Source organism: Rhizobium leucaenae USDA 9039 (assembly GCF_000426285.1).
Taxonomy (GTDB): domain Bacteria; phylum Pseudomonadota; class Alphaproteobacteria; order Rhizobiales; family Rhizobiaceae; genus Rhizobium; species Rhizobium leucaenae.
Genome location: NZ_AUFB01000003.1, coordinates 107,844 through 132,724 on the forward strand (window position 1 = coordinate 107,844; position 24,881 = coordinate 132,724).

Annotated in this window: 26 protein-coding genes; 11 read left to right on the top strand and 15 right to left on the bottom strand. The window is 60.6% G+C overall.

The window, feature by feature from the left end; genetic code table 11:
• Positions 1-215 precede the first annotated feature (215 nt).
• The 6 genes from K290_RS0105430 to dnaN form a co-directional block, all read right to left on the bottom strand.
• Positions 216-1,196 carry a complex I NDUFA9 subunit family protein gene (locus K290_RS0105430; RefSeq protein WP_028750945.1) on the bottom strand — a complete coding sequence of 327 codons (981 nt, stop codon included), beginning with the start codon at positions 1,194-1,196 and terminating at the stop codon, positions 216-218.
• Positions 1,197-1,307: 111 nt separating this feature from the next.
• Positions 1,308-1,595, bottom strand: a complete 288-nt coding sequence (locus tag K290_RS0105435) for a DUF1330 domain-containing protein (protein WP_028750946.1) — start codon at positions 1,593-1,595, stop codon at positions 1,308-1,310.
• Between the two features lie 25 nt (positions 1,596-1,620).
• Positions 1,621-2,313, bottom strand: coding sequence for an orotidine-5'-phosphate decarboxylase (gene pyrF, locus K290_RS0105440; protein WP_028750947.1), 693 nt, complete (start codon positions 2,311-2,313; stop codon positions 1,621-1,623).
• A 1-nt stretch (position 2,314) separates the two neighbouring features.
• Complete coding sequence (locus K290_RS0105445) at positions 2,315-2,902, bottom strand: histidine phosphatase family protein (RefSeq protein WP_028750948.1); 588 nt, start codon at positions 2,900-2,902, stop codon at positions 2,315-2,317.
• A gap of 8 nt (positions 2,903-2,910) precedes the next feature.
• Positions 2,911-3,504, bottom strand: a complete 594-nt coding sequence (gene pmtA / locus K290_RS0105450; RefSeq protein WP_028750949.1) for a phospholipid N-methyltransferase PmtA — start codon at positions 3,502-3,504, stop codon at positions 2,911-2,913.
• Positions 3,505-3,664: 160 nt separating this feature from the next.
• A complete protein-coding gene (gene dnaN, locus K290_RS0105455) occupies positions 3,665-4,783 on the bottom strand; it encodes a DNA polymerase III subunit beta (protein WP_028750950.1) in 1,119 nt (372 codons plus the stop codon).
• Between the two features lie 247 nt (positions 4,784-5,030).
• On the opposite strand from dnaN, the gene rsmI reads away from it, so the two are divergent.
• From rsmI to gshB, 5 genes are all read left to right on the top strand, one after another.
• The gene (gene rsmI, locus K290_RS0105460) at positions 5,031-5,939 is read left to right on the top strand and encodes a 16S rRNA (cytidine(1402)-2'-O)-methyltransferase (RefSeq protein ID WP_028750951.1); all 909 of its coding nucleotides are present in this window, start codon (positions 5,031-5,033) and stop codon (positions 5,937-5,939) included.
• Complete coding sequence (locus K290_RS0105465) at positions 5,932-6,300, top strand: YraN family protein (RefSeq protein WP_028750952.1); 369 nt, start codon at positions 5,932-5,934, stop codon at positions 6,298-6,300. The genes rsmI and K290_RS0105465 overlap by 8 nt, the downstream gene beginning before the upstream one ends.
• Positions 6,301-6,402: 102 nt before the next feature.
• Positions 6,403-7,398, top strand: a complete 996-nt coding sequence (locus K290_RS0105470) for an endonuclease/exonuclease/phosphatase family protein (protein ID WP_028750953.1) — start codon at positions 6,403-6,405, stop codon at positions 7,396-7,398.
• A gap of 96 nt (positions 7,399-7,494) precedes the next feature.
• Positions 7,495-7,998, top strand: coding sequence for a cupin domain-containing protein (locus tag K290_RS0105475; protein WP_028750954.1), 504 nt, complete (start codon positions 7,495-7,497; stop codon positions 7,996-7,998).
• Positions 7,999-8,091: 93 nt separating this feature from the next.
• Entirely contained in the window at positions 8,092-9,039 is a 948-nt protein-coding gene (gene gshB / locus K290_RS0105480) for a glutathione synthase (protein WP_028750955.1), read from the top strand.
• 55 nt (positions 9,040-9,094) lie between these two features.
• On the opposite strand, the gene K290_RS0105485 is transcribed toward gshB, so the two are convergent.
• Positions 9,095-9,496 (bottom strand): hypothetical protein, encoded by a 402-nt coding sequence (locus tag K290_RS0105485; protein ID WP_028750956.1) that lies wholly within the window; start codon positions 9,494-9,496, stop codon positions 9,095-9,097.
• Positions 9,497-9,630: 134 nt separating this feature from the next.
• On the opposite strand from K290_RS0105485, the gene K290_RS0105490 reads away from it, so the two are divergent.
• Positions 9,631-11,163, top strand: coding sequence for a YifB family Mg chelatase-like AAA ATPase (locus tag K290_RS0105490; protein ID WP_028750957.1), 1,533 nt, complete (start codon positions 9,631-9,633; stop codon positions 11,161-11,163).
• 172 nt (positions 11,164-11,335) lie between these two features.
• Here K290_RS0105490 and cysK read toward each other — a convergent pair whose 3' ends face one another.
• Positions 11,336-12,304 carry a cysteine synthase A gene (gene cysK, locus K290_RS0105495; protein ID WP_028750958.1) on the bottom strand — a complete coding sequence of 323 codons (969 nt, stop codon included), beginning with the start codon at positions 12,302-12,304 and terminating at the stop codon, positions 11,336-11,338.
• 135 nt (positions 12,305-12,439) lie between these two features.
• Entirely contained in the window at positions 12,440-13,057 is a 618-nt protein-coding gene (locus tag K290_RS0105500) for a LysE family translocator (RefSeq protein ID WP_028750959.1), read from the bottom strand.
• A 129-nt stretch (positions 13,058-13,186) separates the two neighbouring features.
• Between K290_RS0105500 and K290_RS0105505 the strand changes: the two genes are divergently transcribed.
• Positions 13,187-13,744, top strand: a complete 558-nt coding sequence (locus K290_RS0105505) for a cysteine hydrolase family protein (RefSeq protein ID WP_028750960.1) — start codon at positions 13,187-13,189, stop codon at positions 13,742-13,744.
• Positions 13,745-13,768: 24 nt separating this feature from the next.
• On the top strand, positions 13,769-14,401 hold the full coding sequence (locus tag K290_RS0105510) for a LysE family translocator (RefSeq protein ID WP_028750961.1): 633 nt from the start codon (positions 13,769-13,771) through the stop codon (positions 14,399-14,401).
• 20 nt (positions 14,402-14,421) lie between these two features.
• Here the strand turns inward: K290_RS0105510 and K290_RS0105515 are convergent, their stop codons facing one another.
• Positions 14,422-15,336: a DMT family transporter gene (locus K290_RS0105515; RefSeq protein ID WP_028750962.1), complete on the bottom strand. Its 915-nt coding sequence runs from the start codon at positions 15,334-15,336 to the stop codon at positions 14,422-14,424.
• A 108-nt stretch (positions 15,337-15,444) separates the two neighbouring features.
• Between K290_RS0105515 and K290_RS0105520 the strand changes: the two genes are divergently transcribed.
• Positions 15,445-15,909, top strand: a complete 465-nt coding sequence (locus K290_RS0105520; RefSeq protein WP_028750963.1) for an Lrp/AsnC family transcriptional regulator — start codon at positions 15,445-15,447, stop codon at positions 15,907-15,909.
• A 9-nt stretch (positions 15,910-15,918) separates the two neighbouring features.
• Here the strand turns inward: K290_RS0105520 and dut are convergent, their stop codons facing one another.
• Positions 15,919-16,389 (bottom strand): dUTP diphosphatase, encoded by a 471-nt coding sequence (gene dut / locus K290_RS0105525; RefSeq protein ID WP_028750964.1) that lies wholly within the window; start codon positions 16,387-16,389, stop codon positions 15,919-15,921.
• Positions 16,390-16,481: 92 nt separating this feature from the next.
• Here dut and K290_RS0105530 point away from each other — a divergent pair, with 92 nt between their 5' ends.
• Positions 16,482-18,065 (top strand): peptide chain release factor 3, encoded by a 1,584-nt coding sequence (locus K290_RS0105530; protein WP_028750965.1) that lies wholly within the window; start codon positions 16,482-16,484, stop codon positions 18,063-18,065.
• Between the two features lie 33 nt (positions 18,066-18,098).
• Here K290_RS0105530 and K290_RS0105535 read toward each other — a convergent pair whose 3' ends face one another.
• Both K290_RS0105535 and K290_RS0105545 read right to left on the bottom strand, forming a co-directional pair.
• Positions 18,099-20,576, bottom strand: a complete 2,478-nt coding sequence (locus tag K290_RS0105535) for a phospholipase C/P1 nuclease family protein (RefSeq protein ID WP_028750966.1) — start codon at positions 20,574-20,576, stop codon at positions 18,099-18,101.
• A gap of 243 nt (positions 20,577-20,819) precedes the next feature.
• Positions 20,820-22,058 carry a multidrug effflux MFS transporter gene (locus K290_RS0105545; protein WP_028750967.1) on the bottom strand — a complete coding sequence of 413 codons (1,239 nt, stop codon included), beginning with the start codon at positions 22,056-22,058 and terminating at the stop codon, positions 20,820-20,822.
• A gap of 347 nt (positions 22,059-22,405) precedes the next feature.
• Here K290_RS0105545 and tsaA point away from each other — a divergent pair, with 347 nt between their 5' ends.
• The gene (gene tsaA, locus K290_RS0105550; RefSeq protein ID WP_028750968.1) at positions 22,406-22,936 is read left to right on the top strand and encodes a tRNA (N6-threonylcarbamoyladenosine(37)-N6)-methyltransferase TrmO; all 531 of its coding nucleotides are present in this window, start codon (positions 22,406-22,408) and stop codon (positions 22,934-22,936) included.
• Between the two features lie 142 nt (positions 22,937-23,078).
• Here the strand turns inward: tsaA and K290_RS0105555 are convergent, their stop codons facing one another.
• Both K290_RS0105555 and betC read right to left on the bottom strand, forming a co-directional pair.
• Complete coding sequence (locus tag K290_RS0105555; RefSeq protein WP_028750969.1) at positions 23,079-23,288, bottom strand: TOBE domain-containing protein; 210 nt, start codon at positions 23,286-23,288, stop codon at positions 23,079-23,081.
• 63 nt (positions 23,289-23,351) lie between these two features.
• The gene (gene betC / locus K290_RS0105560; protein ID WP_028750970.1) at positions 23,352-24,866 is read right to left on the bottom strand and encodes a choline-sulfatase; all 1,515 of its coding nucleotides are present in this window, start codon (positions 24,864-24,866) and stop codon (positions 23,352-23,354) included.
• Positions 24,867-24,881 lie beyond the last annotated feature (15 nt).

Genomic DNA, 24,881 nt, shown 5'->3' on the forward strand with positions numbered 1-24,881 from the left:
GGTTGTGTTAGTCAGTGAAATGATGAATAGCAATAAAGGTTCATGTTAAATTTGACGTTAATGCTACTATTTTCAGTGTGCGTCTTTTGAGCAACGCCAAGCTGTGAATGAAGGTGAGGAGGGCGGCTCCTCGATGTCGGAAACGCGGCCGGGCGAAAGAAAAACGCCGCCTGGAGGAGCCAGACGGCGCTTCGATTTTTCGAATCGTTAGAGCGTCAGGCGGCTTTGCCGGAACCGGTGAACTGACCCTGCGGGCGGTAGCGCACCAGGTAGGACGGCAGCACGGAAATCAGCAGGGTCGGCATCAGGCCGATATCCTTCAATGTCCGGCCTTCCGCCTCGGCTTCCTTGGAGACCACATTGTCATGCTTCAGGAGACGAACTTGATCGGGCGTGATCGGCGGCGTAATGAACGGCACAGCCGAAGCGATGCCGCCGATAAACGAAGCAAGGCCGAACGGCAGAGAGACCAGCGACTTCTTCCGGTTGATAACGGAAAGCGTCGTTTCGAGACATTCACGGAAAGTAAGCACCTCGGGCCCGCCAAGTTCGTAGATCGTGCCGGCTTTGAGCTTGCCGTCGACGCCGCGGGCCACTGCCTCGGCGACATCCTCGACATAAACCGGCTGGAACTTCGTCTGGCCGCCGCCAACCAGCGGCAGGAATGGCGCGGTGCGGGACATATCGGCGAATTTGTTGAAGAAGCCGTCTTCCGGACCGAAGACGATCGACGGCCGCAGGATGACGGCATCCGGTTTGATCGACAGTATGGCGGCTTCGGCGCGGGCCTTGGTGCGGGCATAGGCGGAAGCCGAATTGGCGTTCGCGCCGATGGCGGAAATATGCGTCAGCGAAGCGCCGACGCCGCGCGCCGCTTCCGCGATAGCCTTGGCGCCGAATTCCTGCACCGCATCGAATTTATTGCGGCCACTTTCGGCGAGAATGCCGACGCAATTGACCACATGCTGTGCGCCTTCGACGGCGCGATCGATGGAGTTGCGATAGCGTACGTTCGCCTGGACGATCGAAATTTGGCCGAGATTGCCCTGCGGCTGCAGAAAACCGGCGAGATCGGGACGGCGTACGGCAACGCGGATGCGATAGCCGCGCTTGGCGAGCACGCGGACGACATGCCGCCCGATGAAGCCCGATCCCCCAAACACGGTCACGAGCGGCGGAAGGTTGGACAGGGTCATGGCAGGCTCCTCGAAAGGCTTAGATAGGGCTGATGTGGCTTCGTCTTAACCGATCCGAGGGCCGAGGTGAAGAGCTATCGCACCGCATGTTCCGGCGGCTTTTTAAAAGCCTCAGATGCCCTCGACGACCACCATTTCGGCATCCGCCACTTCATGACGAATCTTGGCGGCCGCCTGGTATTCAGGCGAGTTGTAGCACTCGACGGCATGCTGCAGCGAAGGGAATTCGATAACGACGTTGCGTCCGCGCGCCTGGCCTTCCAGCGGCGTGAAAGCGCCGCCGCGGGCAAGGAAAATGGCCCCGAATCTCTCGAAAGCCGGCTTGGCGGCGGCAACATAATCCTTATAGCGCTCGGCATCGCGAACATCCACGCGTGCGATCCAATATCCCTTTGCCATATCCTGTCTCCCTGTTTCCTGCAATTTAGAGCGCAGCGTCCATCTCTGCGAGGATGGCGCGGGCGGCCTCCTTCGGATCGGCCGCCTTGACGATCGGCCGGGCAACGACGAGATGGCTCGATCCGGCCTTGATGGCCTCGGCGGGTGTCATCACACGCTTCTGGTCGCCCTTGTCGCTGCCGGCTGGGCGGATGCCTGGGGTCACCAGCGCCATGTCGGGGCCGATGATCTTGCGCACGGCGGCGGATTCTTCGGCCGAGCATACGATGCCGCCCATGCCGGCGAGGAGCGCCTGTTCGGCACGGCGCAGCACCAGCGTGTGCGGGTCGTATTCGTATCCGGCGGCGATCAGGTCCTGCTCATCCATCGAGGTCAGCACGGTGACACCGAGCAGGCAGAGATCGGAACCCTTGGCTGCGGCAACGGCCGCCCGCATCGCCTTCGGATAGGCATGGAGCGTCAGCATCGACATGCCCATCTTGATGATGTTTTCGACGCCGGACGCGACTGTGTTGTCGATGTCGAGCAGCTTCATGTCGAGGAAGATCTTCTTGCCGTCGGCGGCAAGGTCGCGGGCGAATTCCAGCCCGCCGGCGAAGGCGAGCTGATAGCCGATCTTGTAGAAGAGAATGTCCTCGCCGAGGGTGCTGACAACCTTTTCGGCCTCCTGAAGGTTTGGAACATCCAGTCCAACGATCAAGCGGTCGCGTGCGGTCATCTCAACTCCACCCCTGCCAATCTTCGATAGGCGTCCAGTCGCATGACACGGCGCGCTTCGCAAGATCGAAACAGAAAAGATTGCCGCCGCCGGGCGGCTGATCGCCCTGGCGCGCGATCGGCTTGCCTTCCAGGTGACATTTCAGCAGCGTGCCGACGCCGCCATGGCCGACGAAGGCGATCGGCGTCTTCGGATTGTGTCGCGAGAGAACGGCCTCCACATGGGAAACGATCCGCGCCTGAGCATCGATCGCGCGCTCCCAACCCTTAAAACTCTCGTGTGGATGGGCAAAGAACCATTCCGCCGCCTTCTCGAATTCCGGCGGCGGCAGGAAGCCCGTGGCGCTGCGGTCGTTTTCATGCATGGCTTCGACGATTTCAACCGTCGCGCCGCTCGCCGTCGCCAGGAATTCGGCAGTTTCGATCGCCTTGCGCTCGCCGCTGGAAACGATCAGACCGAGCTGACGCGCCCAAGGACGCATCGCCGCTGTTTGCGCCCGCGCGGCGCCGATATCGGAAAGACCCCATTCCGGAACCGGCACCGAGGGATCGATGCGCACCTGCGGATGCGTGATATAGAGTGCGAACATGATCCAGCTCAGCCCCGGCGGTAGATCCAGAGCTGCGCCGGCGGGATGTTGCGCACGATGAAGTCGAGGTGCTGGATATGATAGCGATCCGGCCGGGCGATGATCGGCGACACCGGCCCATAGGAGATCTGCACGACCGGCCGGCCAGGCGGCATGCGGTCCAGCAAGCTTTCGAGCAGAGCGACACGCGCCTTCATGGGAAAATTCAGCAACGGAATGCCCGAGACGATGGAATCGAATGTCTGGCCGCGCAAAACGCCGAGCGTCTTGTCGAGATCGAAGGCGTCGCCATTGATGAAATGGACGCCCGGATAAAGACGGACGAGGTGATTATAGAAGTCGGTGGAATATTCGACAGCGACCAGATTTTCCGGTTCAACGCCGCGGGCCAGGATCGCTTTGGTAATGGCACCCGTTCCAGGGCCGAGCTCCAGCACCGGCAGGCCGGAATGGATGTTGACGACGCTCGCCATCTTGCGGGCGGTGATCGAGGATGTGGGAACGATGGAACCGACCGTTTTCGGGCCCTGCATCATGCCTTTGAAGAAACGGATCTCTTCGTCGAACTTCTTGCCTAGCCGTTCCTTGAGACGCAGCGCCATCCTCTCCCCCACCAGTTTTACAGTTGCGACTTACATATCGTTTATCTCTCATCTTGCAATGCCATGGCGCAATAACAAGAAAAAATGTCGCAACGTGTACAGGCTTAAATAAAAGCGCCCGCGCCTTTTCAAAAACGCATGAAAGGGCGCTTCGGTTTCGCTAAACGCGCATCGGCATCAGGACATAGAGAGCGTCGTCGCCGGCCGTATCGCGGATCAGTGTCGGCGAGCCGGCATCGGCAAGCAGGAAGATCGCCGCATCGCCGGACAATTGCGCGGTAATGTCGAGCAGATATTTGGCGTTAAAGCCGATTTCCATCGCATCCATGTCGTAGCCGACGGCAACTTCTTCCGTGGCACTTCCGGAGTCGGGATTGTTGACCGTCAACAGGAGCTGACCGTCCGACAATGCCAGCTTCACGGCGCGGCCGCGCTCCGACGAAATGGTCGAGACGCGGTCGACGGCCTGGGCGAAGGTCTGGCAATCGACCCGCATTTCCTTGTCGTTGCTCGTCGGGATGACGCGCTGATAATCGGGAAAGGTGCCGTCGATCAGCTTCGAAGTCATGACGATCGAGCCGATGGTCAGGCGGATTTTGGCATCGGACACTTCGACGGTGACGACGACATCGGGGCTGTCGACCAGCTTCTGCAGTTCGCCGACCGTTTTGCGCGGAATGATGATGCCCGGCATGCCTTCCGAGCCCGAGGGGGCGTCGACATCGGCGCGGGCGAGGCGGTGGCCGTCGGTGGCGACCGCCCTCAGCTTCAGATCGCCCTTGCTTTCGATCGTGTGGAAGAAGATGCCGTTCAGATAATAACGGGTTTCTTCGGTGGAAATCGCAAACTGCGTCCGGTCGATCAGCATCTTCAGGTCCGCCGCCTTCAGTTTGAAGGAATGGCTGAAGCTCCCGGCGGTGAGATCCGGAAAATCGGATTCCGGCAGGCATTGAAGCGAGAATTTCGAGCGGCCCGAAGCAACCGTCATCGAGCTGCCATCGGGATTGGTGGCGAGAAGCACTTCCGAACCGTCCGGCAGCTTGCGCACGATGTCGTAGAGCAGATGCGCCGGCACGGTGGTGGCGCCGGCCTTCTCGACATTGGCGGGGGTCGCCTCGGTGATTTCGAGATCGAGGTCGGTCGCCTTCATGTCGAGGCTCGTTCCCTCGGCCTTGAGCAATACGTTGGACAGGATCGGGATCGTGTTGCGACGCTCGACCACGCGATGCACGTGGTTCAGCGATTTCAGGAGGTTCGACCGCTCAATTGTAATACGCATGATGCTAACCGCTTTCGACCGTTACTCCCGGGCTGCCACAGGCGCCCGAAGGATGCTTTTTCGGACAAGGCCCGAGATTGGACGGGCAAAATGACAGAACTCAGCATGCGAATGCAAGAGGCATCGGGACATGCTGCACGTCATTTCGGTATTTGGCCGACGATGCTCACAGGATTTGCGCGGCTCTTGCCGTCGGGCCATACCTCGCCCATAAAGGCGATGATTCCGAGGCGAATTCAGGGTCGGTATGAGCGACGAAAACACCAGCGGCGGAGCGCGCAGTTTCCGCCTGCATAATACCACGGTTCCCGCCCGGCCACTGGAGCCGGCGCTTTATCTCGTCGCGACGCCGATCGGCAATCTCGGCGATATCACGCTGCGGGCACTGGAAACGCTGGCAGGTGCCGATGTTCTCGCTTGCGAGGATACGCGCGTCACCCGGGTGCTGCTCGACCGTTACGGCATTCAGAACCGCCCCTTCGCCTATCATGAGCACAATGCCGACGAAGCAGGGCCGCGGCTGCTGCAGGCGCTGGAAGCCGGTCGCTCGGTGGCGCTGGTCTCCGATGCCGGCACGCCGCTCGTCTCCGATCCCGGCTACCGGCTGGCGCTGCAGGCGATCGGGGCGGGTTACCGCGTCGTGCCGATCCCGGGCGCGTCCGCTCCTCTCGCTGCGCTGGTCGGCTCGGGCCTGCCCAACGATGCCTTTTTCTTTGCCGGTTTCCTGCCCGCCAAGGACAAGGGCCGCCGCGACCGGCTGGCCGAGCTTGCCGTCGTCCCCGCCACCCTGATCTTCTTTGAATCGCCGCATCGCATTGCCGCGACGCTCGCCGCCGCCGCCGACGTGCTCGGCGGCGAGCGCAAGGCAGCCGTCTGCCGCGAACTCACCAAGACCTTCGAGGAATTCCGTCGCGGCACGCTCACCGAACTTGCCGCCTTTTACGACAAGGTGGATAACGTCAAGGGTGAGATCGTTTGGCTCGTTGGTCCGCCGGAAGAGACGGTTGCCGCCGAAGCTGATGTCGAGGCCATTCTCAGCGATCTCGCGCGGAGCATGCCGACGGCCAAGGCCGCGGCAGAGGCCGCCCGGATCACCGGCCTGCCGCGCAAGGATCTCTACCAGCGCCTGCTCGATATAAAGGAGCGCCATGGCTGAGACCGGCGAGCGGCTGAAGCGGCGGGAAGCATGGCGGCGCGGCCATGTCTCGGAATATGCCGCAGCGCTTTTCCTCTTTTTCAAGGGCTACCGCATTCTCGCCATCCGCCATCGCACTAAGCTCGGCGAAATCGACATCATCGCCCGCAAAGGCGATCTCGCCGTCTTCGTCGAGGTCAAAGCCAGGCGCGGCGAGCAGGAGGTGATCGATGCCGTTTCCTTTTCCGCACAAAAGCGCATTCGTGCCGCCAGCGACCTCTGGCTGGCACGCCAGCCGGATTATGCGCTGTTGTCGCAGCGTTACGACATCGTCGCCATCCTGCCCGGTCGCTGGCCCAGGCATTTTCCGGACGCTTTTTAAGGCTAACATCATGGCGGCGTCATAAAGCGCAACTATTGCCAGACCACCGCGCTCACACCGCTTCCGGGCATCGCGCCTTACCCAAGTTTGACAGGTCTTATGATGATCCGCAGCACCGTTTCCGCCTTCGCCGTTCCCTCGCAGGAGGAACGCAAAAGTTTCGTTTCGTTGGAAAAGACGCCGGCCATTCATGCCGCGAAGCTGGCATCGCTCGCCTGCATGAACACGGTACGCATCGGTGGAGCGGAAGCCAAGGTCGGAGCCTTGGCCTTCCCGTTTACTGTCGCCGCCTGGAATATCGAGCGCTGTCTGTTTCCCGAGGAAAGTGCGGCGAAGCTGCAGGCGACGGGTGCGCCGCTGATCCTGCTCTCCGAGATGGACGAGGGGATGGCACGGACCGGGCAGAAGGACCCGACCGCCATCGTCGCAGGCGAACTCGGCATGAACTATGCTTATGGCGTGGAGTTCCTGGAACTCAGCCTCGGTTCGGAAATCGAGCGCTCCTTTTGCGGTGACGATTTCAACGAGAAAGGCTTCCATGGCAATGCGCTGATGGCCGCGGTTGCCCTAAAGGATGCCTTCCTCTTCCGTTTGCCGGGCGAAGCCAAATGGTTCAATGACAGCAATGAGCAGCCGCGCATCGGCGACCGCTGCGCTGTCGGCGCCATCGTCGAAACCGACGCTGGTCCCTTCGTCGCCGTTTCGGTCCATCTCGAAAGTGTCGCGACCGCTGACTATCGCGAGCGGCAGATGGCGGCGTTGATCGATGCCGTCGAAGGTTTTGCACCCGGTCTCCCGGTCCTGATCGGCGGCGATCTCAATACCGGCAATCACACCGGCGGCGATTTCTCGACCGATACCCTGTTCGCCATGGCCGAAGGCCGCGGCTTCGAATGCCACGGCGGACCGCTGGATCAGACGAGCACGCGCCCAAGCCTGATCACGCGTTTTCCCGATCGCATCATGAAGCTCGATTGGTTTCTGAGCCGGAGTTTGAAAATCAGCGAGAGCCATCTCGTTTCCTCCCTCAATGAAGAGGGCAAGCCGCTATCCGATCATGACATGATCGTTTGTACAATCGAAGGTTTTTCTACCTGATCGCTGCAATCGTTAAAATGCGCCGGATTTCATGAACCGCGTCGTTACCTCTTCCGTGCGATGGAGGCTGAGACGCGCATGGAATTGGGAGATTGCATGGTCTTGAAATTGATGTTGGCGAGCATGGCGGCTTTTGCCGCGCGTGCCGTCCCGGTCGTCGCCGCACTGCCGCAGTCGAAAAGCTTCGTGGCCGGCGCCAGTGGCGAAATGGAAATGCAGCCGTCGCCGATCGAACCGTCGTGGATACTGGCGGGCGATCCGGTTGCCCGCATTGCAGAGCATTCGCGCGGGCAGGACGATGCCGCGATGACGGCGCTGTGGGATTGCACCGCAGGCGAGTTTCGCTGGTATTTCGGCTGGGACGAAACAGTGATGATCCTCGAAGGCGAGGTGCATATCACGACGGAAGACGGCGTCGAACGCACGCTCAGTGCCGGCGATGTCGCTTATTTCGCCGGCGGCACCTGGGCGACATGGCGCATCGATCGCTATCTGCGCAAGGTCGCCTTTTTACGCAAGCCGTTCCCGAAGCCGTTGACCATGGCCTATCGCCTGCGCAACTTCGTCCGGCAGGGCGGCGCACAGGGCCTTGCCGCCTAAGCGCTGCTGGCCGTGATGGAAGCCCTTGAATAGCCGTTGCGTTTGGATGCGGGCCGACCTACATCTGTCCGCAAATTCGAGCGAGGGCTGACTATGGCTGGTATCAAGAATGTTGCGGTCCAGATGGACCACGTCAAGAGCATCAACATCGCAGGCGACTCGACCTTCGCCATGAGCCTTGAGGCCCAGACCCGCGGCTATAAGCTCTTCCACTATACGCCCGAGCGCCTCAGCATGCGCGACGGCAAGATCTATGCTTCCGTCGAGCCGATGATCCTGCGCGACGTCAAGGGCGATCACTTCGAGCTCGGCGAGCCGGAGCGGGTGGATCTCTCGACGATGGACGTCGTGCTGCTGCGCCAGGACCCGCCCTTCGACATGGCCTATATCACCTCGACGCACCTGCTTGAGCGCATCCACCCGAAGACGCTTGTCGTCAACGATCCCGCCTGGGTCCGCAATTCGCCGGAAAAGATCTTCGTCACGGAATTTGCCGACCTGATGCCGAAGACGCTGATCACCCGTGATCCCGCCGAAATCCGTCGCTTCCGCGATGAGCTTGGCGATATCATCCTGAAGCCGCTTTATGGCAATGGCGGCGCCGGCGTGTTCCATTCGACCCGCGACGACCGTAACCTGTCGTCTCTGCTCGAAATGTTCGGCCAGCTCTTCCGCGAGCCCTTCATTGCTCAGCAATATCTGCCTGACGTGCGCAAGGGCGACAAGCGCATCATCCTCGTCGACGGCGAGGCGGTCGGTGCCATCAACCGCGTGCCGGCCGAGCATGATGCCCGCTCCAACATGCATGTGGGCGGCCGTGCCGAGGCGACGGAACTGACGGCGCGCGAAAAAGAAATCTGCGAGCGTATCGGCCCGGCGCTGAAGGCGCGCGGCTTCCTGCTCGTCGGCATCGACGTCATCGGCGACTACATGACCGAGATCAACGTTACGTCGCCGACCGGCCTGCGCGAAGTCAAGCGTTTCGGCGGTGCCGATATTGCCAGCCTGTTGTGGGATGCGATCGAAGCGAAGCGCGCTTGAGGGGCGCCAGCCTCTAGCGATCATGACGCCGCCTCTTCGCTCGCCGCAAGGCGCGCTATATCGCGATGCCCATCCGGCGGCAGGTTAGGATCACTGCCGATGGTCCGGTGGGGCTATCGTCCGCGATGACGGTCGGCACGAAGCCGAAAAGCAGTTTCACGTCGACCATCATGCCGACGTAAGGCCGCTTGTCCATGACACCGTGTAGGCCGCCAAAGGAGCTGATGGTACCGCAGACGCTGACGTAGCCCTTGCTATCCTTGGAAGCCGTCATAGGCCCGAAGATCAGCACGCCCTCATAGGGAAGCTGCTCGTGCAAACCCTTTTCCACCGCGGCAATTTCCTTGGCGTTTAATTGATAGGGAACGCCTTTTTCCAGATTATCCCCGCCATCGATGGACTGGCAGCCGGCCAGAACAGCACCCAGCAGAAGGGAACGCGATACTATAAGGCTCATATTTGCTCCCGATTGTAGAAATCGTCCCTTCGTTCTTTTATTGTTCTTGTTTCATTCCATAACTTCTGCCACTATGCAACCCATAGTCTGTTATGAAAAATTGATAACGGTAAGCGAGTTAAAAGAGGGCGGGGATGGTAGCGCGCGTCAGCACGGTTGCGTTTCAGGGCATTGAGGGCGTTCCCGTCGAAGTGCAGGTGATGATCGCACCGGGCAAGGTGCTGATGCATATCGTCGGCCTGCCGGATAAGGCCGTGGCCGAAAGCCGCGAACGGGTGCAGGCAGCCCTTCATGCCTCCGGCCTGTCGTTGCCGCCGAAGAAGGTGACGGTCAATCTCGCACCGGCGGATCTGCCCAAGGAGGGCAGTCATTTCGATCTTGCGATCGCGCTTGGATTGATGGCGGCGCTGGGCGCCATTCCAGCGGATGCGCTCTCGGCCTATACCGTCATTGGCGAACTCAATCTCGATGGAACGATCGCGCCTGTCGCCGGTGCACTACCGGCTGCGATCGCCGCCAACGCAATCGGCAAGGGGCTGATATGCCCGGCCGAAAGCGGTCCGGAGGCTGCATGGGCCGGCACCGACATCGATATTCTCGCGCCGCGCAGCCTGATTGCGCTCGCCAATCACTTCCGCGGCACCCAGGTCCTGTCGCGCCCCGAACCGGCGATCAGAGCGAATGCCGCCAACTTCCCGGACCTTGCCGATATCAAGGGTCAGGAGAGCGCCAAGCGGGCGCTGGAAGTGGCGGCGGCCGGCGGGCATAATCTGCTTTTCGTCGGCCCGCCCGGTTCCGGCAAGTCGATGCTGGCGTCGCGCCTGCCATCCATTCTGCCGCCGTTGTCGACGGCGGAGCTGTTGGAAGTGTCGATGATCCATTCGGTTGCCGGCCAGCTCTCGGGCGGAAAGCTCTCCGGCCGCCGGCCCTATCGCACGCCGCATCATTCCGCCACCATGGCGGCGCTGGTCGGCGGCGGTATGCGTGGCCGCCCCGGCGAGGTATCGCTGGCGCATCATGGCGTTCTGTTTCTCGATGAATTGCCCGAGTTTTCGCCGCAGGCGCTGGATGCGTTACGCCAACCGCTGGAGTCGGGCGAATGTGTCATCGCCAGAGCCAATCATCGCGTTTCCTATCCCGCCAGCATCCAGTTGGTCGCGGCGATGAATCCCTGCCGTTGCGGTATGGCCGGCGAGCCGGGTCACACCTGCCCCCGCGGTCCGCGTTGCATGACGGATTATCAGGGCCGCATATCCGGACCGCTGCTGGATCGTATCGATATCCGCCTCGACGTGCCCGCCGTCTCCGCCGCCGATCTCATCCGCCCGACGACAGCAGAAAAAAGCGCCGATGTCGCGCTTCGCGTCGCCCGTGCCCGCGAACGGCAGCGCGAACGTTTCGAGGCTGCCGGCGTGAAGGGGATCTCCACCAACGCCCGCTGTTCGACATCGATGATCGAGACGATCGCCGAGCCGGACGCCGCCGGTCTGCAATTGCTGCGCGACGCGGCGGAGAAGATGAAGTTTTCCGCCCGCGGCTACCATCGCGTGCTGAAAGTGGCCCGCACGCTCGCCGATCTCGACGACAAGCAAACGGTCGGGCGCATCCACCTCGCAGAAGCCATTTCCTACCGTATTGCCGGCGAACGGCTGACTGCGGCGGCGTGACCCAAGCGGCTGAAATGACAAAGGGCGCCGCAGCGCCCTTTGAATGCCTGACGATCCTAATGCATGTCGCGCAAAAGTGTGCGGCGGTTTTGCGAGAACGACATGCAAAAACAAAGAGCTAAAGCGTCGGAGCGAATCTGAAAGATCGCAACGAGCTTTAGTAGCAGGCATCTCAGCCGCCCAGACCCTCGAACAGCGCCGTCGACAGATAGCGCTCGGCGAAGGAGGGGATGATAACGACGATAGTCTTGCCTTCGTTTTCCGGCCGCTGGCCGATCTTGATCGCAGCCGCAAGGGCCGCACCGGAGGAGATGCCGACCGGCACGCCTTCGAGCTTGGCGACGTGGCGTGCTAGCTGGAAAGCCTCGTCGTTAGTGACGGTGACGACTTCATCATAAATATGCGTGTCGAGAATCTTTGGGGCAAAGCCGGCGCCGATGCCCTGGATCTTATGCGGGCCAGGATTGCCGCCGGAGAGAATCGGCGAGTCAGTCGGCTCGACGGCAACGACCTTGATATTCGGATTGCGGGCCTTCAGCACCTGGCCGACACCGGTGATCGTGCCGCCGGTACCGATGCCGGATACGAAGATGTCGATCTCGCCGTCCGTATCGTTCCAGATTTCCTCGGCCGTGGTCTTGCGGTGGATTTCCGGGTTGGCCGGGTTTTCGAACTGCTGGGGAATGATGGCGTCGGGCAACGTCGCAGCCAGTTCCTCCGCCTTGGCGATCGCGCCCTTCATGCCCTTCGGACCTTCGGTCAGCACCAGCTCGGCGCCAAGCAGCAGCAGCATCTTGCGGCGCTCGATCGACATCGTCTCCGGCATGGTGAGGATCAGCCGATAGCCCTTGGCAGCGGCGGCGAAGGCAAGTGCGATGCCCGTATTGCCGGAGGTCGGCTCGATCAGCACGCTCCTGCCCGGAACGATTTTGCCTTGGGCTTCCAGGCTCTCGATCATGGCGACGCCGATACGGTCCTTGACGGAGGCGATTGGGTTGAAGAACTCGAGCTTCGCCAAAAGATTGGCCTTGACGCCCTTCTCCTTGGCCAGCTTGTCGAGACGTACGATCGGCGTGTCACCGATGGTGTCGGTGATCGAAGCATAGACGCGGCCGCGGCCTGGTTTGCGGGTGTCGGACATGGGTAGCTCCCCCTTGGTTGGAATTGAAGAGGCACAATAGGATCAAACGCCGGCGGAAACCAGAATGGGATCACTTTGCCGATCCCATGCCGTGGGAAAAGAATTCCCAACAGGGTTTTATCGGCAAAGTTTTTTTCAGGCCGCCCGGGTGGCGATGAAGGCTGCCGTACCGGCGAGAATGCTGGCGGCGACCCGGTTCAAAATCTGCAGGGCTTTCGGCCTCTTGAGGAAAGTGCGGGCGCGGGAAGCGAGCAGCATATAGGGGATCAGTACCACCAGCAGCACGACGAAGGTGGCCGCGAGCAGAATGCCATATTCGCGAAGCCCAATGCTGCCGATATCGATCAAGGTGGGTACGAGCGCCACGTAAAACAGCATGGTCTTCGGATTGCCGAGCGTCACCAGCAGTCCAGAAAGGAAGGACATGGCGGGGCTGGTCGATTTTTTCGCCGAGACATCGGTGGAGAGCAGCCCGGCAGTCCAGAGCTTCCAGGCGATGTAGCCGAGATAAAGCGCACCGGCGATCTTAATGACGATAAAAATCTCTGTGAAGGTCTGCGCCACGAATGCGAGACCGAGAATGACCGCCGTCAGATAGATCGTGTCGCCGAGCACGAGGCCGAGGCCCATGAAAAAGGTCTCACGAAAGCCGGAACCAAGCGCACGGGCAACAATGGCCGTGATGCCTGGACCGGGAATTGCGGCCGCAATGAAAAGCGCGCCGCTATAGGCGAGCAGAGTTGCGAGCGTCATAGTGCGTTCCTCCCGGGATAGCTTATTGCTCTATCGCACCGCTCCTGCCTTTTCAAGCGATTGCGCAAACGGCGCGAACATACTACCAAGAGTTAACGGCCCGTCGAAACCGTGTTGCATAAGGCTCCCATGTCGTCCGCATTGCTCCTGATCGACCTTCAGAATGCCATTTTAGCCGGCCTCGGCACAGCAGAGCGCCAGCCGGCGATCGATGCTGCTCTCGAAGGCGTCGTGGCGAGGCTTGCGGAACTGAAGCGCAAAGCCCGCGCCGCCGGGATTTCTTCCTTCATCATTCAGCATGACGGCCAGGGAACGCATCGTCTGGCCAAGCGCGGCGAAGGCTGGCAGTTGCGCCGCGAAATCGCGCCGGAGGCGGGCGATGTCGTGGTGCATAAGACGAGCTGCGATTCTTTCTTCGAGACCGATCTTGAGGCGCGCCTCCGCACTAAAGGGATAACCCATCTCATTATCGGTGGCTGCATGACGCAATTCTGCGTCGATACCACCGCGCGCCGTGCCGTTTCGCTCGGTTTCGATGTGACGTTGCTCTCAGATGGTCACACCACCGCCGACATGGGCAAGCTGACATTCGAGGCGATCATCGCCCATCACAATATGCTACTCGACGGCTTCGATGCCGGCCCGCATGAGATCAAGCTTATCCCGACCGCCCAAATCGCCTTCTGAATTCATCCGCCGCCGGAGACCCTTATGCCGCATCTCGCCAGTGTCATCACCTTTGCTCTGATTGCTGTCGGAATGGTGCTGACGCCTGGTCCCAACATGATTTATCTGGTGTCGCGATCGATCTCGCAGGGCCCGGCGGCCGGGCTGATCTCGCTTGGCGGTGTGGCGCTCGGCTTCGTTTTCTATATGCTTTCGGCCGCACTCGGTATCACGGCTTTCCTGTTCGCCGTGCCCTTTGCCTATGATGCGCTGCGTCTCGCCGGCGCGGCCTATCTCGCCTGGCTCGCCTGGAATGCGCTGAAGCCGGGTGGCCGTTCCGCCTTTCAGGTCCGCGATCTTCCGAAAGACGGGCCGCGCAAACTCTTCGGCATGGGCTTGGTGACCAGCCTCCTGAACCCGAAGGTCGCGGTCCTTTATCTCTCGCTGCTGCCGCAGTTTATCGATCCCGCCGCCGGCAGCGTCTTCAACCAATCCGTCATCTTCGGCTTTACCCACATTGCCGTCAGCGTGACGCTCAACTCCATCATCGCGCTGACGGCCGGCTCCGTCGCACTGTTCTTCTCAAGCCGCCCATCCTTTGTGCTGGTGCAGCGATGGCTGATGGGCACGGTGCTTGCCGGACTTGCAATGCGCATGGCCTTCGAAGCGCAGCGGTAGATCGGAACACCCGCAGAGGATCATTCGGCGGCCTGCTTTGAAAGATCACTGTTTTTAAGGCGCGGCAAGGCGACCATCCAGCCAAGGTTCATGCCTGCCGCCGCGGCCAAAATGATGACTGCACCGATGATCTGCGCCACGCCGAGCACATGGCCAAAGGCGAAGCGATCGACGACGATGGCGGCGATCGGATAGATGAAGGACAGCGCCCCGGTCAGATGCGTCGGCAGCTTCTGGATGGCGCCGTAGAGCAGCACATACATCAGGCCCGTATGGACAATGCCCATCGTTGCCAGAATGGACCATCCACCCGCGTCCCGCGGCAAAGCGGAGAAATCGGCAAAGGGCGCCAGCATCAGAATGCCGGTCGAAACCTGTATCAGCGCAATCAGATGCGGCGGCGTGCCCTTCAGCCATTTGGCGGCAAGCGCTGCCAACGCATAGAAAAAGGCGGCGCCGAGCGAGAGCAGGATTCCGATCGCATAGCTGTCGGCGCCCGTTGTTTCCGCCGGCTTGCCTTCGACGATGATGGCCATGCCGGCGAAGGCGAGACCCAGCCAGAAAAGCTTGGCGAGCGTGATCTTTTCGCCGAGAAGCAGCGCGCCGAGGCCGAGCAGCATGAAAGGTTGCGTATTGTAGACCGTCGTCGCGATCGAGATCGAGGCATGTGAATAGGCAGCGAAAAGCAGCAGCCAGTTGAGGACGATGGCGACGCCGCCCGCGACGGCGATGGCAAAGGTCCGCAGGCTGAGGATGCCGGGACGCAACAGACCCATGGCGCCGCAGATGAGAAGAAGCGTCAGCGCCCCAAACAGGCACCGCCAGAAGACGACGCCGGTGACAGGCTGCCCCGACATCAGCACGAACCAGCCGATCGTCCCCGAAATCAGCATTGCCGCCGTCATTTCCGCTGTGCCGCGTCTTATCTCGTTCATCGTCAGAACTCCCGTTTTCAGAGCCTGATAATATTGCGGGGAGCGACCGCGTGATATAATTTGAGTAAAGAGTATTCGAAAAACAGCCTAATTATATGAGGGAATATTATGGGTATACCTAATGCAGCTCTGGAACTCGACGCGATTGACCAGCGCATGCTTGAGGCCCTGGCGCGCAACGCCCGGAGTTCGCTGAAGGAACTGGCCGAAGTGGCTGGTCTGTCGTCGCCGAGTGCTGCCGAGCGGCTGCGCCGGCTGGAGGAGCGGGGCGTCATCGCGGCTTTCACCGTGGATATCGCGCTGGAAGCGATCGGTTATCCGCTGCAGGCGATCGTGCGCATCCGGCCGCTGCCCGGCCAATTGCATGTAGTGGAGCGCATCATTCAGGAAACACCGGAATTCATCGAATGCGACAAGGTCACCGGCGACGACTGCTTCATCGGCCGGTTGGTGGTGCGCTCGATGGGCGAACTCGACGGCATTCTGGACAAGATCGCCGAGCGCGCCGAGACGAATACGTCGATGGTTAAGGCGACGCCCGTCAAACGGCGATTACCGCCGCTTTCGCGTTAAATTCCGCCATCACACGCCGGTCGAGCCGAAGCCGCCAGCGCCGCGGGTGGTTTCGCTGGCTTCGGCGATTTCGGCAACATGCGCCTGCGTGACCGGTGCAATCACCATCTGCGCGATGCGCATGCCGCGCGTGATATCGAACGCCTCTTCGCCGAGGTTGATGAGCAATACCTTCACTTCGCCGCGATAGTCGCTGTCGATCGTGCCGGGCGTGTTGAGACAGGTTATGCCACGCCTGAAGGCGAGGCCGGAACGAGGGCGGATCTGGGCTTCGAAACCCTCGGGGATCTCCATGATGAAGCCCGTCGGCACCAGTGCCCGTTTACCCGGCGCGATCGTCAGGGTCACACCCTCCGCGATGGCTGCGCGCAAGTCCATGCCCGCCGCCCCCTTGGTCTCATAGGCGGGCAGATCGAGGCCCTGGCCGTGGGCAAGGCGAATGAGGTTCAGCGTCGGGCGCGTATCGGTGTGAATGGTCATGCGGCATTAGTTTGTGCGGGAGCCGCGAAGGTCAATTGCAATCCCGCCTTTGAATTGCTAGATACAGCCGCCATTCACAGGATTTCACAAGCATGGCCGAAAGTCTCGCCGAGGCGGTCTCCCGCCGCCGCACATTCGCTATTATCGCCCACCCGGACGCGGGCAAGACGACGCTCACCGAAAAGCTGCTGCTGTTCGGCGGCGCCATTCAGCTTGCCGGCGAGGTCAAGGCGAAGAAAGATCGCATGCAGACGCGGTCCGACTGGATGAAGATCGAGCGTGAGCGCGGCATCTCGGTCGTGACCTCGGTCATGACCTTCGAATATGACGGCAACGTCTTCAACATTCTGGATACGCCCGGTCACGAGGACTTCGCCGACGATACCTATCGCACGCTGACCGCCGTTGACGCCGCCGTGATGGTCATCGACGCCGCCAAGGGCATCGAGCCGCGGACGCTGAAGCTGTTCGAAGTCTGCCGCATGCGCGACATCCCGATCATCACCTTCATCAACAAGATGGACCGCGAAAGCCGCGATCCCTTCGAAATTCTCGATGAAGTGGAAGAGAAGCTGGCTTTGGATACCGCACCGGTCACCTGGCCGATCGGCCGGTCGAAGACCTTCTGCGGTTCCTATCATCTGGCCGACAATACCGTCCGTGGCTCCGATACCGAGGTGGAAGCGACCCGGGTCAACGGCCCGCAGGCCGTCGCCGGCCGGCTGCCGGAAAACGAGCGGCAAGCCTTTGTCGACGAGACCGAGCTCGCTATCGAAGCCTGCCGTCCCTTCGACCGTGTATCCTTCCTGGAAGGCCATATGACGCCGGTTTTCTTCGGCTCGGCTCTTCGCAATTTCGGTGTTCGCGATCTCATCAACGCACTCGGCGACTTCGCGCCGCCGCCGCGCGATCAGGTCGCCGATATCAGGACCGTGCAGGCGACCGACGACAAGATGACGGCCTTCGTCTTCAAGATCCAGGCCAACATGGACCCGAACCACCGCGACCGCATCGCCTTTGCGCGCATCTGCTCCGGCAAGCTGGAGCGTGGCATGAAGGCCCGGCTGTCGCGCACCGGCAAGCAGCTTGGCTTGACCGCGCCGCAATTCTTCTTTGCCTCGCAGCGCCAGCTCGCCGATACCGCCTATGCCGGCGATGTCGTGGGCATTCCCAACCACGGCACGCTGCGCATCGGCGACACGCTGACGGAAGGCGAATCCCTGGTCTTCCAGGGTGTCCCGAACTTCTCGCCGGAAATCCTGCGCCGTGTCCGCCTTGAAGACGCGATGAAGGCGAAGAAGCTGAAGGAAGCGCTGCAGCAGATGGCCGAAGAGGGCGTCGTGCAGCTTTTCTCGCCGGAAGATGGCTCTCCCGCCATCGTCGGCGTCGTCGGCGCACTGCAGCTCGATGTCTTGAAGGAGCGGCTGATGGCCGAATATGGCCTGCCGGTCTCCTTCGAAATGTCGCGCTTCTCCGTCTGCCGCTGGATATCAGCCGATCAGACCGTCGACCTCGACAAGTTCGTCACCGCCCGCCGCGGCGACATCGCCCGCGACCTCGACGGCGACCCGGTCTTTCTCGCGCAGGACGGCTTTTCGCTGCGCTACGAGTCAGAACGTTATCCGGCTATCAAAATGGTCGCCATCAAGGAATATCACGCCGTCAAGGCGGCGTGATCATCGGTTCTTTGTTTGAAGGACGCCAGTGCTCTATGCCTGCACTGTCCGCGTTATCTTTGACCAATCGGCATTCCGATCGGCCGGGTAATGGTCGAGTGCTACCGACGGCATTTTGTCCGGATCGTTATAGAGCGCCATGATCGCCGCCTCCGTGACGGCGGGTGCTGCCGCGATATTGGCATCGCCATTGCCGGCGTCCCAAGCCGCCTGCCAGATCTTCGCCAGATAGCGGGTGCCGCGCGCCATGCAGGTGATGGTGCGGTCGCCGAAGTCGTCCCACATCGCCGCCGCCTTTTCCTTGGCGGGTTGGCCGATAAGCTCAACCCATTTGTCGACGATATCCCTTGGCGCGATGTCCCTTTGCGTGTCGGCGATGAGGGCAATGACCGCCTTGCTGGCATCATAGCCATTGGCGATTGCCGGCATCGGCTCAGCTGCGAGAGCCGTAATGCGCTGCGCGAGTTCCGCGCCAAGGTTTTTGTTCTGATAGCCATAGGCGATCATGTCGTCTTCGTAGCCCACATGGACGCCGTCGGCTTCCAGTTTCATCTTGGGTGACCGTGGGCGGGGAACAACCTTGGCCGGATCGCCCTGCGAAAGATAGGAGGTGTGGAGCGGTTGGCAGGCGTCGCCCATATAGTGGATGAGGACGCCCCCGGCGCAAAGAAACATCGCCGCGTCGCCATCCCTGGCCGCTTTCACCATAATGTCGAATAGCTGATGAACTCTGAAGGGCAGGGCTCCCCAGTGCTTGTTGCGCAGGTCGGCATTGGGATCGAGCAATTGCGCCCAGGCGTCATATCGAGGCTTGATCGAGGCAAAATAGGCGATCCAGGCTTCCGGATTGAGGTAAGTGTCCGGCGCGGATTGATTGAGAGCGAGAAACGTCTCGCCATTCTGATAGGGGAGATCCAAATCGGCAAAATGGTTCGGATTGTCATTCTGTCCGCGGCTGCCGGGTCCGATCTTGCGCTGTTTCTTGCCGTCAGGCCCTTCCACCATGATGAAGTTGACGTTGCTTTTCCAGACATTGTCGGGAACGTCGGCCAGCGGCACAAAATGAACCGCTGTATCGTTCTTTTCGAGAACGCGGGGATCGTTGCCGAGCGCGTCGTCCGGAGTGAGCGCCAACAGATCGAGATTGTTGTCGACAAACCTTTGCAGCTTCTGTGATGTCACGAGATCTCCGGACAACGGCAGGGAGCGGCCGATGATGTAGTGTCCGACCCATCCCCAGATGAAATCCTGGTCCAGATTGATATCGCGCACCAAATCAAGATCCAGATGATCGAGCGCGGTGCTGAGGGACGTCGCGAGGGCATAGGGCTGGGACAGGCTTTCGCCGCCTTCGAAGAATTCCTCTTTCCCCCACAACAGTGCGAAGGGATAGTAGGTGACTTGCCTGGCGTCCTTCGGATTGTCGCTGTCGATCCGTACGGCATGCTCGATGAAGAGGACCGTGCCGGAATCGCCATGATGAATGCCGAGGCCGATATTCTCCGCCGGATTGTGCGCTTCCGCGTCTTCCTCGGCCTTCAGGCGATCCTCGCCGATGCCGTATGTTTCCGGTCCGATCAGGAAATCGCTGATATATTCCGATCCGCCCATCGCCTTGTAACGATAGAACAGGCCGTGGATTTCGCCCCTGATTTTGCCTGTGATCGCTGACTGGCCGACCACTTTCATAGTGATCAGCTTGAGGCTGAAGCTATTGTCGTAAAGATCTAGCACCGGACCGATGGGGGCGATGCCGGGAAACTCGGTTTTCCATTGCAGGATGTTGTCAAGCTCGACCAATCCCACATCCATCAGCAGGCGCTGGTTCGTCGACGGGAAGTTCGGATAGATGGTTCGGAAGTTCTGTCTGCCGAGACCCTTTTTTGCGGCCAGGCCGATCTTTGGCCGGCGATGGGTCTGCAAGGCGCTGATCTCGGTGCCCGGTCCGCCGACGACATGCCGGTTGGTCATCACGAAGTAGCGTTCGCTATCGCGCACGATGCAGCCCGCGGTCGCAAGACGCGTCATGCCCTGGCCATCCTCGTTGATGATGGCAGAGCCCGGCGCCAGCAGGTTGCGCGGCGTGCGGCTGTCCAACTTGACCTTCAGGTCTTTGGACAGCGGCTGTTTGCGCGCTTCGATGACACAGACCGGCACGGTTCGCCCGTCCGGAAGATAGAGCGTCTTCGGGACGACATCGGAAGGATCCTGTTTCGCCAGATCCTTCTCATATTCCCAACTGGAGACGAACACATAGACGCAAGGCCAGGAATAGGGGCGTACTTCCGAGTTGAAAAGCGTTCGCCGCTCGCTCTCCGGTGAACGCTTGCGCAGCGCCTGCTTGTCTTTCGAAGGCCAGGGATCGCTCTTGCGAATTCTGTAAAGACCGAGCGCCGTCGCCACCACATTCTTCTTGTTGATCAAATGGTAGTGGAAGAGATCACGCGCCTCCACGAGGTCCTTGAGCGAAAGAGAGGCGAAATTGCTGCTGCTTTTGAAAAGAGTATCCATGAGTCCGCCCACCAGGTTTCAGAGTGATTTGGATGTGGATTTCGAAAGCATGCGCCGAGCGCGAAGCTGATTGCATCAAACGGCATTTCATCGCGATCACGATCGGCGCAATGGCATTCTGCAATAGAGACACATGATGCTACAATTTTTATGACAGGTTATCCATCGGTAATGCAACTGGCGTCGCGACGGCAAAGAAGCCGGCTAATATCGCTGATCACAGAGCGATGATCGTGCCGGCCGCTATGACACCCTCTTGATCATCCGCCGCTCGATCAGCGCCAAGTAAAGTGCAGCCAGCAGTGCGAGCAATGCCGATACGAGCATCAGGGCAAACAGGGTGTGGATTGTCGCCGACCGCGCGAGAAGCAGGCCGGCGATGGAGCCTATGAGGGCGCCGCCGGCGATTCTCATGGCGGCCGCCAGTCCCGCGGCGGTGCCGACAAGATCGGGGCGCACGGACAATGCGCCGCTGTTGGCGGCAGGCATGGTCAACCCATTGCCTAGGCCGATGAACATGCAGGGTCCAAAGAGTGCCAGACTGTGGGGGATGCCCAGCATCGACAGGATCAGGCCGACCGCCAAGCCGACACAGGTCAGCAGACGCGCAAGCACGAGAATAGTGGCGAGCGGAATCTTCGAGGCATAGCGGCCGGCCAGGTAGCTGCCCAGAATGAAGCCGGCGGGAACCAGCCCCATGTAAAAGCCGAGCTTCGCGCTCGATCCGCCGAGCGAGTCGCCGGCAACCAATGGCGCTCCGCCCAGGAAGGCATAAAGCACCCCCATCGAGCAGGCCATACAGAGGGTGTAAGCCCAAAACCGTACGGAAGCGAGCAGCAGCCTATAGGAGGCAAGATAGGTCCCGCTTGTTCTCGAGGAGGGCGCTGCCGTTTGCCTCAGTTCGCGCATGGACAAAGCGAAGGCACCCGCGCCGAGGATCGCCAGGACAACGAAGCACGCCCGCCATCCGAACAACTCGTCCAGCGATCCACCACACAGAGGGCCAACCATGGGTGCCAGCGCCCATCCCATGGCGAGATAACCAAATTTGCTGGCCGCTTCGCCTTCATCCGACGTTTCCTTGATGACCACCAGGGCGACAGAATAGCAGGGCGCGATACACGCCTGCATCGCGCGAAACAGCAGAAAAACGCCGATATTTGGAGCCAAAACGCAGCCAACGGATGCGATGATGAAGATGGAGAGAGCGATCAACACGACCTGCCTTCGTCCAAACCGATCCGATATCGCGCCTCCGATGACTTCCAAGAGCGCGGTGATAATCGAATAGCCGGCGACCGAAAGGTTCACCAGCGCGAAATCGGCCTGGAATGTCGCGGCTATATGCGGCAGCGAGGGCAAGATCATGTTTATCGGCAGCACCGCAAGAGCCGAAAGCAGGATCAGGGTTGTCAGGCGGGGCGGGGCAGCAATCGCGGTCATCTGCGTGCTGGAAGGCTGAGTGGGACTGTCGCTCGTCATGGTCTCGCCCATCTTGTCGGTGGGAATAGCGAAAGTCTGACGAGGCGCGGCCCAATTCCGGGCATAAAAAAAGGCCCCGTCAGGAGCCTGCTTTTCGCGCATGGGTGCTTTCGCCGGATGGCTACGCCATCCTGCCCATGCGCTCTACCACTACGATGAGAACCGTTGCGACTGTCATGACGATACAGCTAGACAGAAATTTCCACATCGTCAATGCGCCATCTGTTGCACCAAACAGCGTGTATTTTGGCACTCGGGATATTCCTTGAGATATAACGCTATGCCATAGTGCGGCCGCCGAACTATTGTTCCGTTAGACGATGGCGCCGATGTATCGGAGGGAAATCATGGTCCGCGAAAACGAAATCCGCGAAAACGAAGTCGCCATTGCGCCGCCGGCGGCGACGGATGCCGGCCTTGTCTTCATCGGACGCATTTCGACGCCATGGACATCCCGCATGGAGACGCCGCGCCAGGGACGGCATGACGGTCCGCTCTGCCGAATCGAGATTTTCGAGCCCTGGGTACCGGCGCTGAAGGACGTAGAGAATTTCGAGCGGCTGGAAATCCTTTACTGGCTGGACCGCTCGCGTCGTGATCTCGTGCTGCAGAGCCCGGCCAGCAATGGCAAGGTGCACGGCACATTCTCTCTGCGCTCGCCGGTGCGGCCAAATCCGATTGGCACCTCCATCGTCAAGCTGGAGGCGGTTGAGGGCGCCGTCCTGCTCGTGCGCGGCCTTGATTGCCTGGACGGCACGCCGCTTCTCGACCTGAAGCCGGATCGCACGCTGTTCAAACCGATCGCGCCGCCGCAACCCGGCGATTTCCAGGCCGGCGACGGCAAGACGGCGCATTATTGTCAGAAGGCGCAAGCATGATCCCGAAACGTTTTTCGGACAAGATCATGCTCACTTTGCGTATTAGAGCACTTCCAGGAAAAGTGCGTAGCGGTTTTCCGTCCGGAATGCGAAAAACAAAGGGATAGAGCGGGAAAGCGATTCCGTGAAACGCTGAACCGCTCTAGTCGACAGCAACCATGACGTCCGAGGCCTTGATGACAGCATAGGCGTCGGCGCCGACCGTCAGGCCCAGTTCATAGACCGCCTCGTTGGTGATGGAAGAGGTGACGATCGAGCCATTGCCGATATCGATGCGGATATGGGCTGTCGTCGCACCCTTGCTGACCTCGACGACTTTACCCTTGAGACGGTTGCGTGCGCTGATTTTCATGAATATGTCTCCGATATATCGGCGCGACCATATCGGCTTCCGAAAATCTCGGCCACAAAAACCTTACTCTCCGCGCGGAAAACGCTGGTTCTCCTCGAGCACGTTCAAATCCATATGGTTGCGCATATAGCGTTCGGACGCCTTCTGCAGCGGCTGGTAGTCCCATGGATAGTAGGCGCCGTTGCGGAGCGCTGCATAGACCACCCATCGCCGCGCCTGGCTTTCGCGCACGGCGGCATCGAAGGTGGCGAGATTCCAGCGCTGTCTGGCGTGCTCAGTCAGCCGCGCCAGGATTTCGGCGTATGCGGGATCGTCGGCAAGATTGGAGAGTTCTTTGGGGTCGGCGTCGAGATCGAAAAGCAGGGGCGGGTCCTTGTCGCAGAGCGTCAGCTTGTAGCGACCGTCGCGCAGACCGACGAGCGGCGCTTCCGATCCTTCCGCTGCATATTCCATCGGCACCGGGCCACGGCTTCCCCTGCCATGGACGAGCGGAGCAAGATCCTCTCCATCCGTCCATTGCCGCAGCGAGGCGATATCGAGCCCGGCAAGGCCGGCAAGCGTCGGCGTCACATCGAGCGTCGACGCCGGCTGATCGATACGCCCTGCATCCCAGCCGGGCGCAGCGATCATCAGCGGCACGCGCGCCGAGCCTTCGAAGAAGTTCATCTTGAACCACAATCCGCGTTCGCCGAGCATATCGCCATGGTCGGAAACGAAGAGCACGATGGTGTTGTCGGCCATGCGGCCGCGCTCCAGCGCGTCGAGGATTTCACCGATCTTTTCATCGACATAGGAGATATTGGCGAAATAGCCGCGCCGGGCCTGGCGTATCTGTTCGGGCGTGATGTCGAAGGCGGTATGGTCGCTCGCCTTCATCAGCCGCTGCGAATGCGGGTCCTGCTTGTCGAAGGGAATTTCCGCGACATCGGGGTCGAGCGCCGGGCAGTCCTCGTAGAGATCCCAGAAGCGGCGGCGGGCGACATAGGGGTCGTGCGGATGGGTGAAGCTGACGGTCAGGCACCAGGGCCGCTCGTCGTGCCCGCGCGATAGATCGAGCAGTTTGCGGGTGGCGTGATAGGCGACCTCGTCGTCATACTCCATCTGGTTGGTGATTTCGGCAATGCCAGCTCCCGTCACTGAGCCTAGATTATGATACCACCAGTCGATGCGCTCGCCCGGCTTCGTATAGTCCGGCGTCCAGCCGAAATCGGCTGGATAGATATCGGTGGTCAGCCGCTCCTCGAAGCCGTGCATCTGGTCCGGTCCGACGAAATGCATCTTGCCGGAGAGCGCCGTCTGATAGCCGGCTGCCCGCAAATGATGCGCGAAGGTCGGGATATCGGAGGCAAATTCGGCGGCATTGTCATAGACGCGAGTGCGGCTCGGCAGTTGGCCGGACATGAACGAGGCCCGCGCCGGCGCGCAGAGCGGGCTTGCCGTATAGCAGTTGGCGAACCGCACGGAGCGTTTCGCCAGTGCTTTTAGCACAGGCGCGTGGAGAAAATCGGCCGGACCGTCAGGGAACAATGTTCCGTTCAACTGATCGACCATGAGGATAAGGATATTCGGGCGCGCCATATTGGATGTCCTCGA

What these genes read in the sequence shown, in the direction of transcription:
- K290_RS0105435 (WP_028750946.1), bottom strand. Translation starts at nt 1,595, where the DNA reads ATGGCAAAGGGATATTGGATCGCACGCGTGGATGTTCGCGATGCCGAG.
- dnaN (WP_028750950.1), bottom strand. Translation starts at nt 4,783, where the DNA reads ATGCGTATTACAATTGAGCGGTCGAACCTCCTGAAATCGCTGAACCAC.
- pyrF (WP_028750947.1), bottom strand. Translation starts at nt 2,313, where the DNA reads ATGACCGCACGCGACCGCTTGATCGTTGGACTGGATGTTCCAAACCTT.
- pmtA (WP_028750949.1), bottom strand. Translation starts at nt 3,504, where the DNA reads ATGGCGCTGCGTCTCAAGGAACGGCTAGGCAAGAAGTTCGACGAAGAG.
- K290_RS0105465 (WP_028750952.1), top strand. Translation starts at nt 5,932, where the DNA reads ATGGCTGAGACCGGCGAGCGGCTGAAGCGGCGGGAAGCATGGCGGCGC.
- gshB (WP_028750955.1), top strand. Translation starts at nt 8,092, where the DNA reads ATGGCTGGTATCAAGAATGTTGCGGTCCAGATGGACCACGTCAAGAGC.
- K290_RS0105445 (WP_028750948.1), bottom strand. Translation starts at nt 2,902, where the DNA reads ATGTTCGCACTCTATATCACGCATCCGCAGGTGCGCATCGATCCCTCG.
- K290_RS0105490 (WP_028750957.1), top strand. Translation starts at nt 9,631, where the DNA reads ATGGTAGCGCGCGTCAGCACGGTTGCGTTTCAGGGCATTGAGGGCGTT.
- betC (WP_028750970.1), bottom strand. Translation starts at nt 24,866, where the DNA reads ATGGCGCGCCCGAATATCCTTATCCTCATGGTCGATCAGTTGAACGGA.
- K290_RS0105475 (WP_028750954.1), top strand. Translation starts at nt 7,495, where the DNA reads ATGGTCTTGAAATTGATGTTGGCGAGCATGGCGGCTTTTGCCGCGCGT.
- dut (WP_028750964.1), bottom strand. Translation starts at nt 16,389, where the DNA reads ATGACCATTCACACCGATACGCGCCCGACGCTGAACCTCATTCGCCTT.
- K290_RS0105530 (WP_028750965.1), top strand. Translation starts at nt 16,482, where the DNA reads ATGGCCGAAAGTCTCGCCGAGGCGGTCTCCCGCCGCCGCACATTCGCT.
- K290_RS0105470 (WP_028750953.1), top strand. Translation starts at nt 6,403, where the DNA reads ATGATCCGCAGCACCGTTTCCGCCTTCGCCGTTCCCTCGCAGGAGGAA.
- K290_RS0105510 (WP_028750961.1), top strand. Translation starts at nt 13,769, where the DNA reads ATGCCGCATCTCGCCAGTGTCATCACCTTTGCTCTGATTGCTGTCGGA.
- K290_RS0105500 (WP_028750959.1), bottom strand. Translation starts at nt 13,057, where the DNA reads ATGACGCTCGCAACTCTGCTCGCCTATAGCGGCGCGCTTTTCATTGCG.
- cysK (WP_028750958.1), bottom strand. Translation starts at nt 12,304, where the DNA reads ATGTCCGACACCCGCAAACCAGGCCGCGGCCGCGTCTATGCTTCGATC.
- K290_RS0105520 (WP_028750963.1), top strand. Translation starts at nt 15,445, where the DNA reads ATGGGTATACCTAATGCAGCTCTGGAACTCGACGCGATTGACCAGCGC.
- K290_RS0105430 (WP_028750945.1), bottom strand. Translation starts at nt 1,196, where the DNA reads ATGACCCTGTCCAACCTTCCGCCGCTCGTGACCGTGTTTGGGGGATCG.
- K290_RS0105545 (WP_028750967.1), bottom strand. Translation starts at nt 22,058, where the DNA reads ATGACGAGCGACAGTCCCACTCAGCCTTCCAGCACGCAGATGACCGCG.
- rsmI (WP_028750951.1), top strand. Translation starts at nt 5,031, where the DNA reads ATGAGCGACGAAAACACCAGCGGCGGAGCGCGCAGTTTCCGCCTGCAT.
- K290_RS0105515 (WP_028750962.1), bottom strand. Translation starts at nt 15,336, where the DNA reads ATGAACGAGATAAGACGCGGCACAGCGGAAATGACGGCGGCAATGCTG.
- K290_RS0105485 (WP_028750956.1), bottom strand. Translation starts at nt 9,496, where the DNA reads ATGAGCCTTATAGTATCGCGTTCCCTTCTGCTGGGTGCTGTTCTGGCC.
- K290_RS0105555 (WP_028750969.1), bottom strand. Translation starts at nt 23,288, where the DNA reads ATGAAAATCAGCGCACGCAACCGTCTCAAGGGTAAAGTCGTCGAGGTC.
- K290_RS0105535 (WP_028750966.1), bottom strand. Translation starts at nt 20,576, where the DNA reads ATGGATACTCTTTTCAAAAGCAGCAGCAATTTCGCCTCTCTTTCGCTC.
- K290_RS0105505 (WP_028750960.1), top strand. Translation starts at nt 13,187, where the DNA reads ATGTCGTCCGCATTGCTCCTGATCGACCTTCAGAATGCCATTTTAGCC.
- tsaA (WP_028750968.1), top strand. Translation starts at nt 22,406, where the DNA reads ATGGTCCGCGAAAACGAAATCCGCGAAAACGAAGTCGCCATTGCGCCG.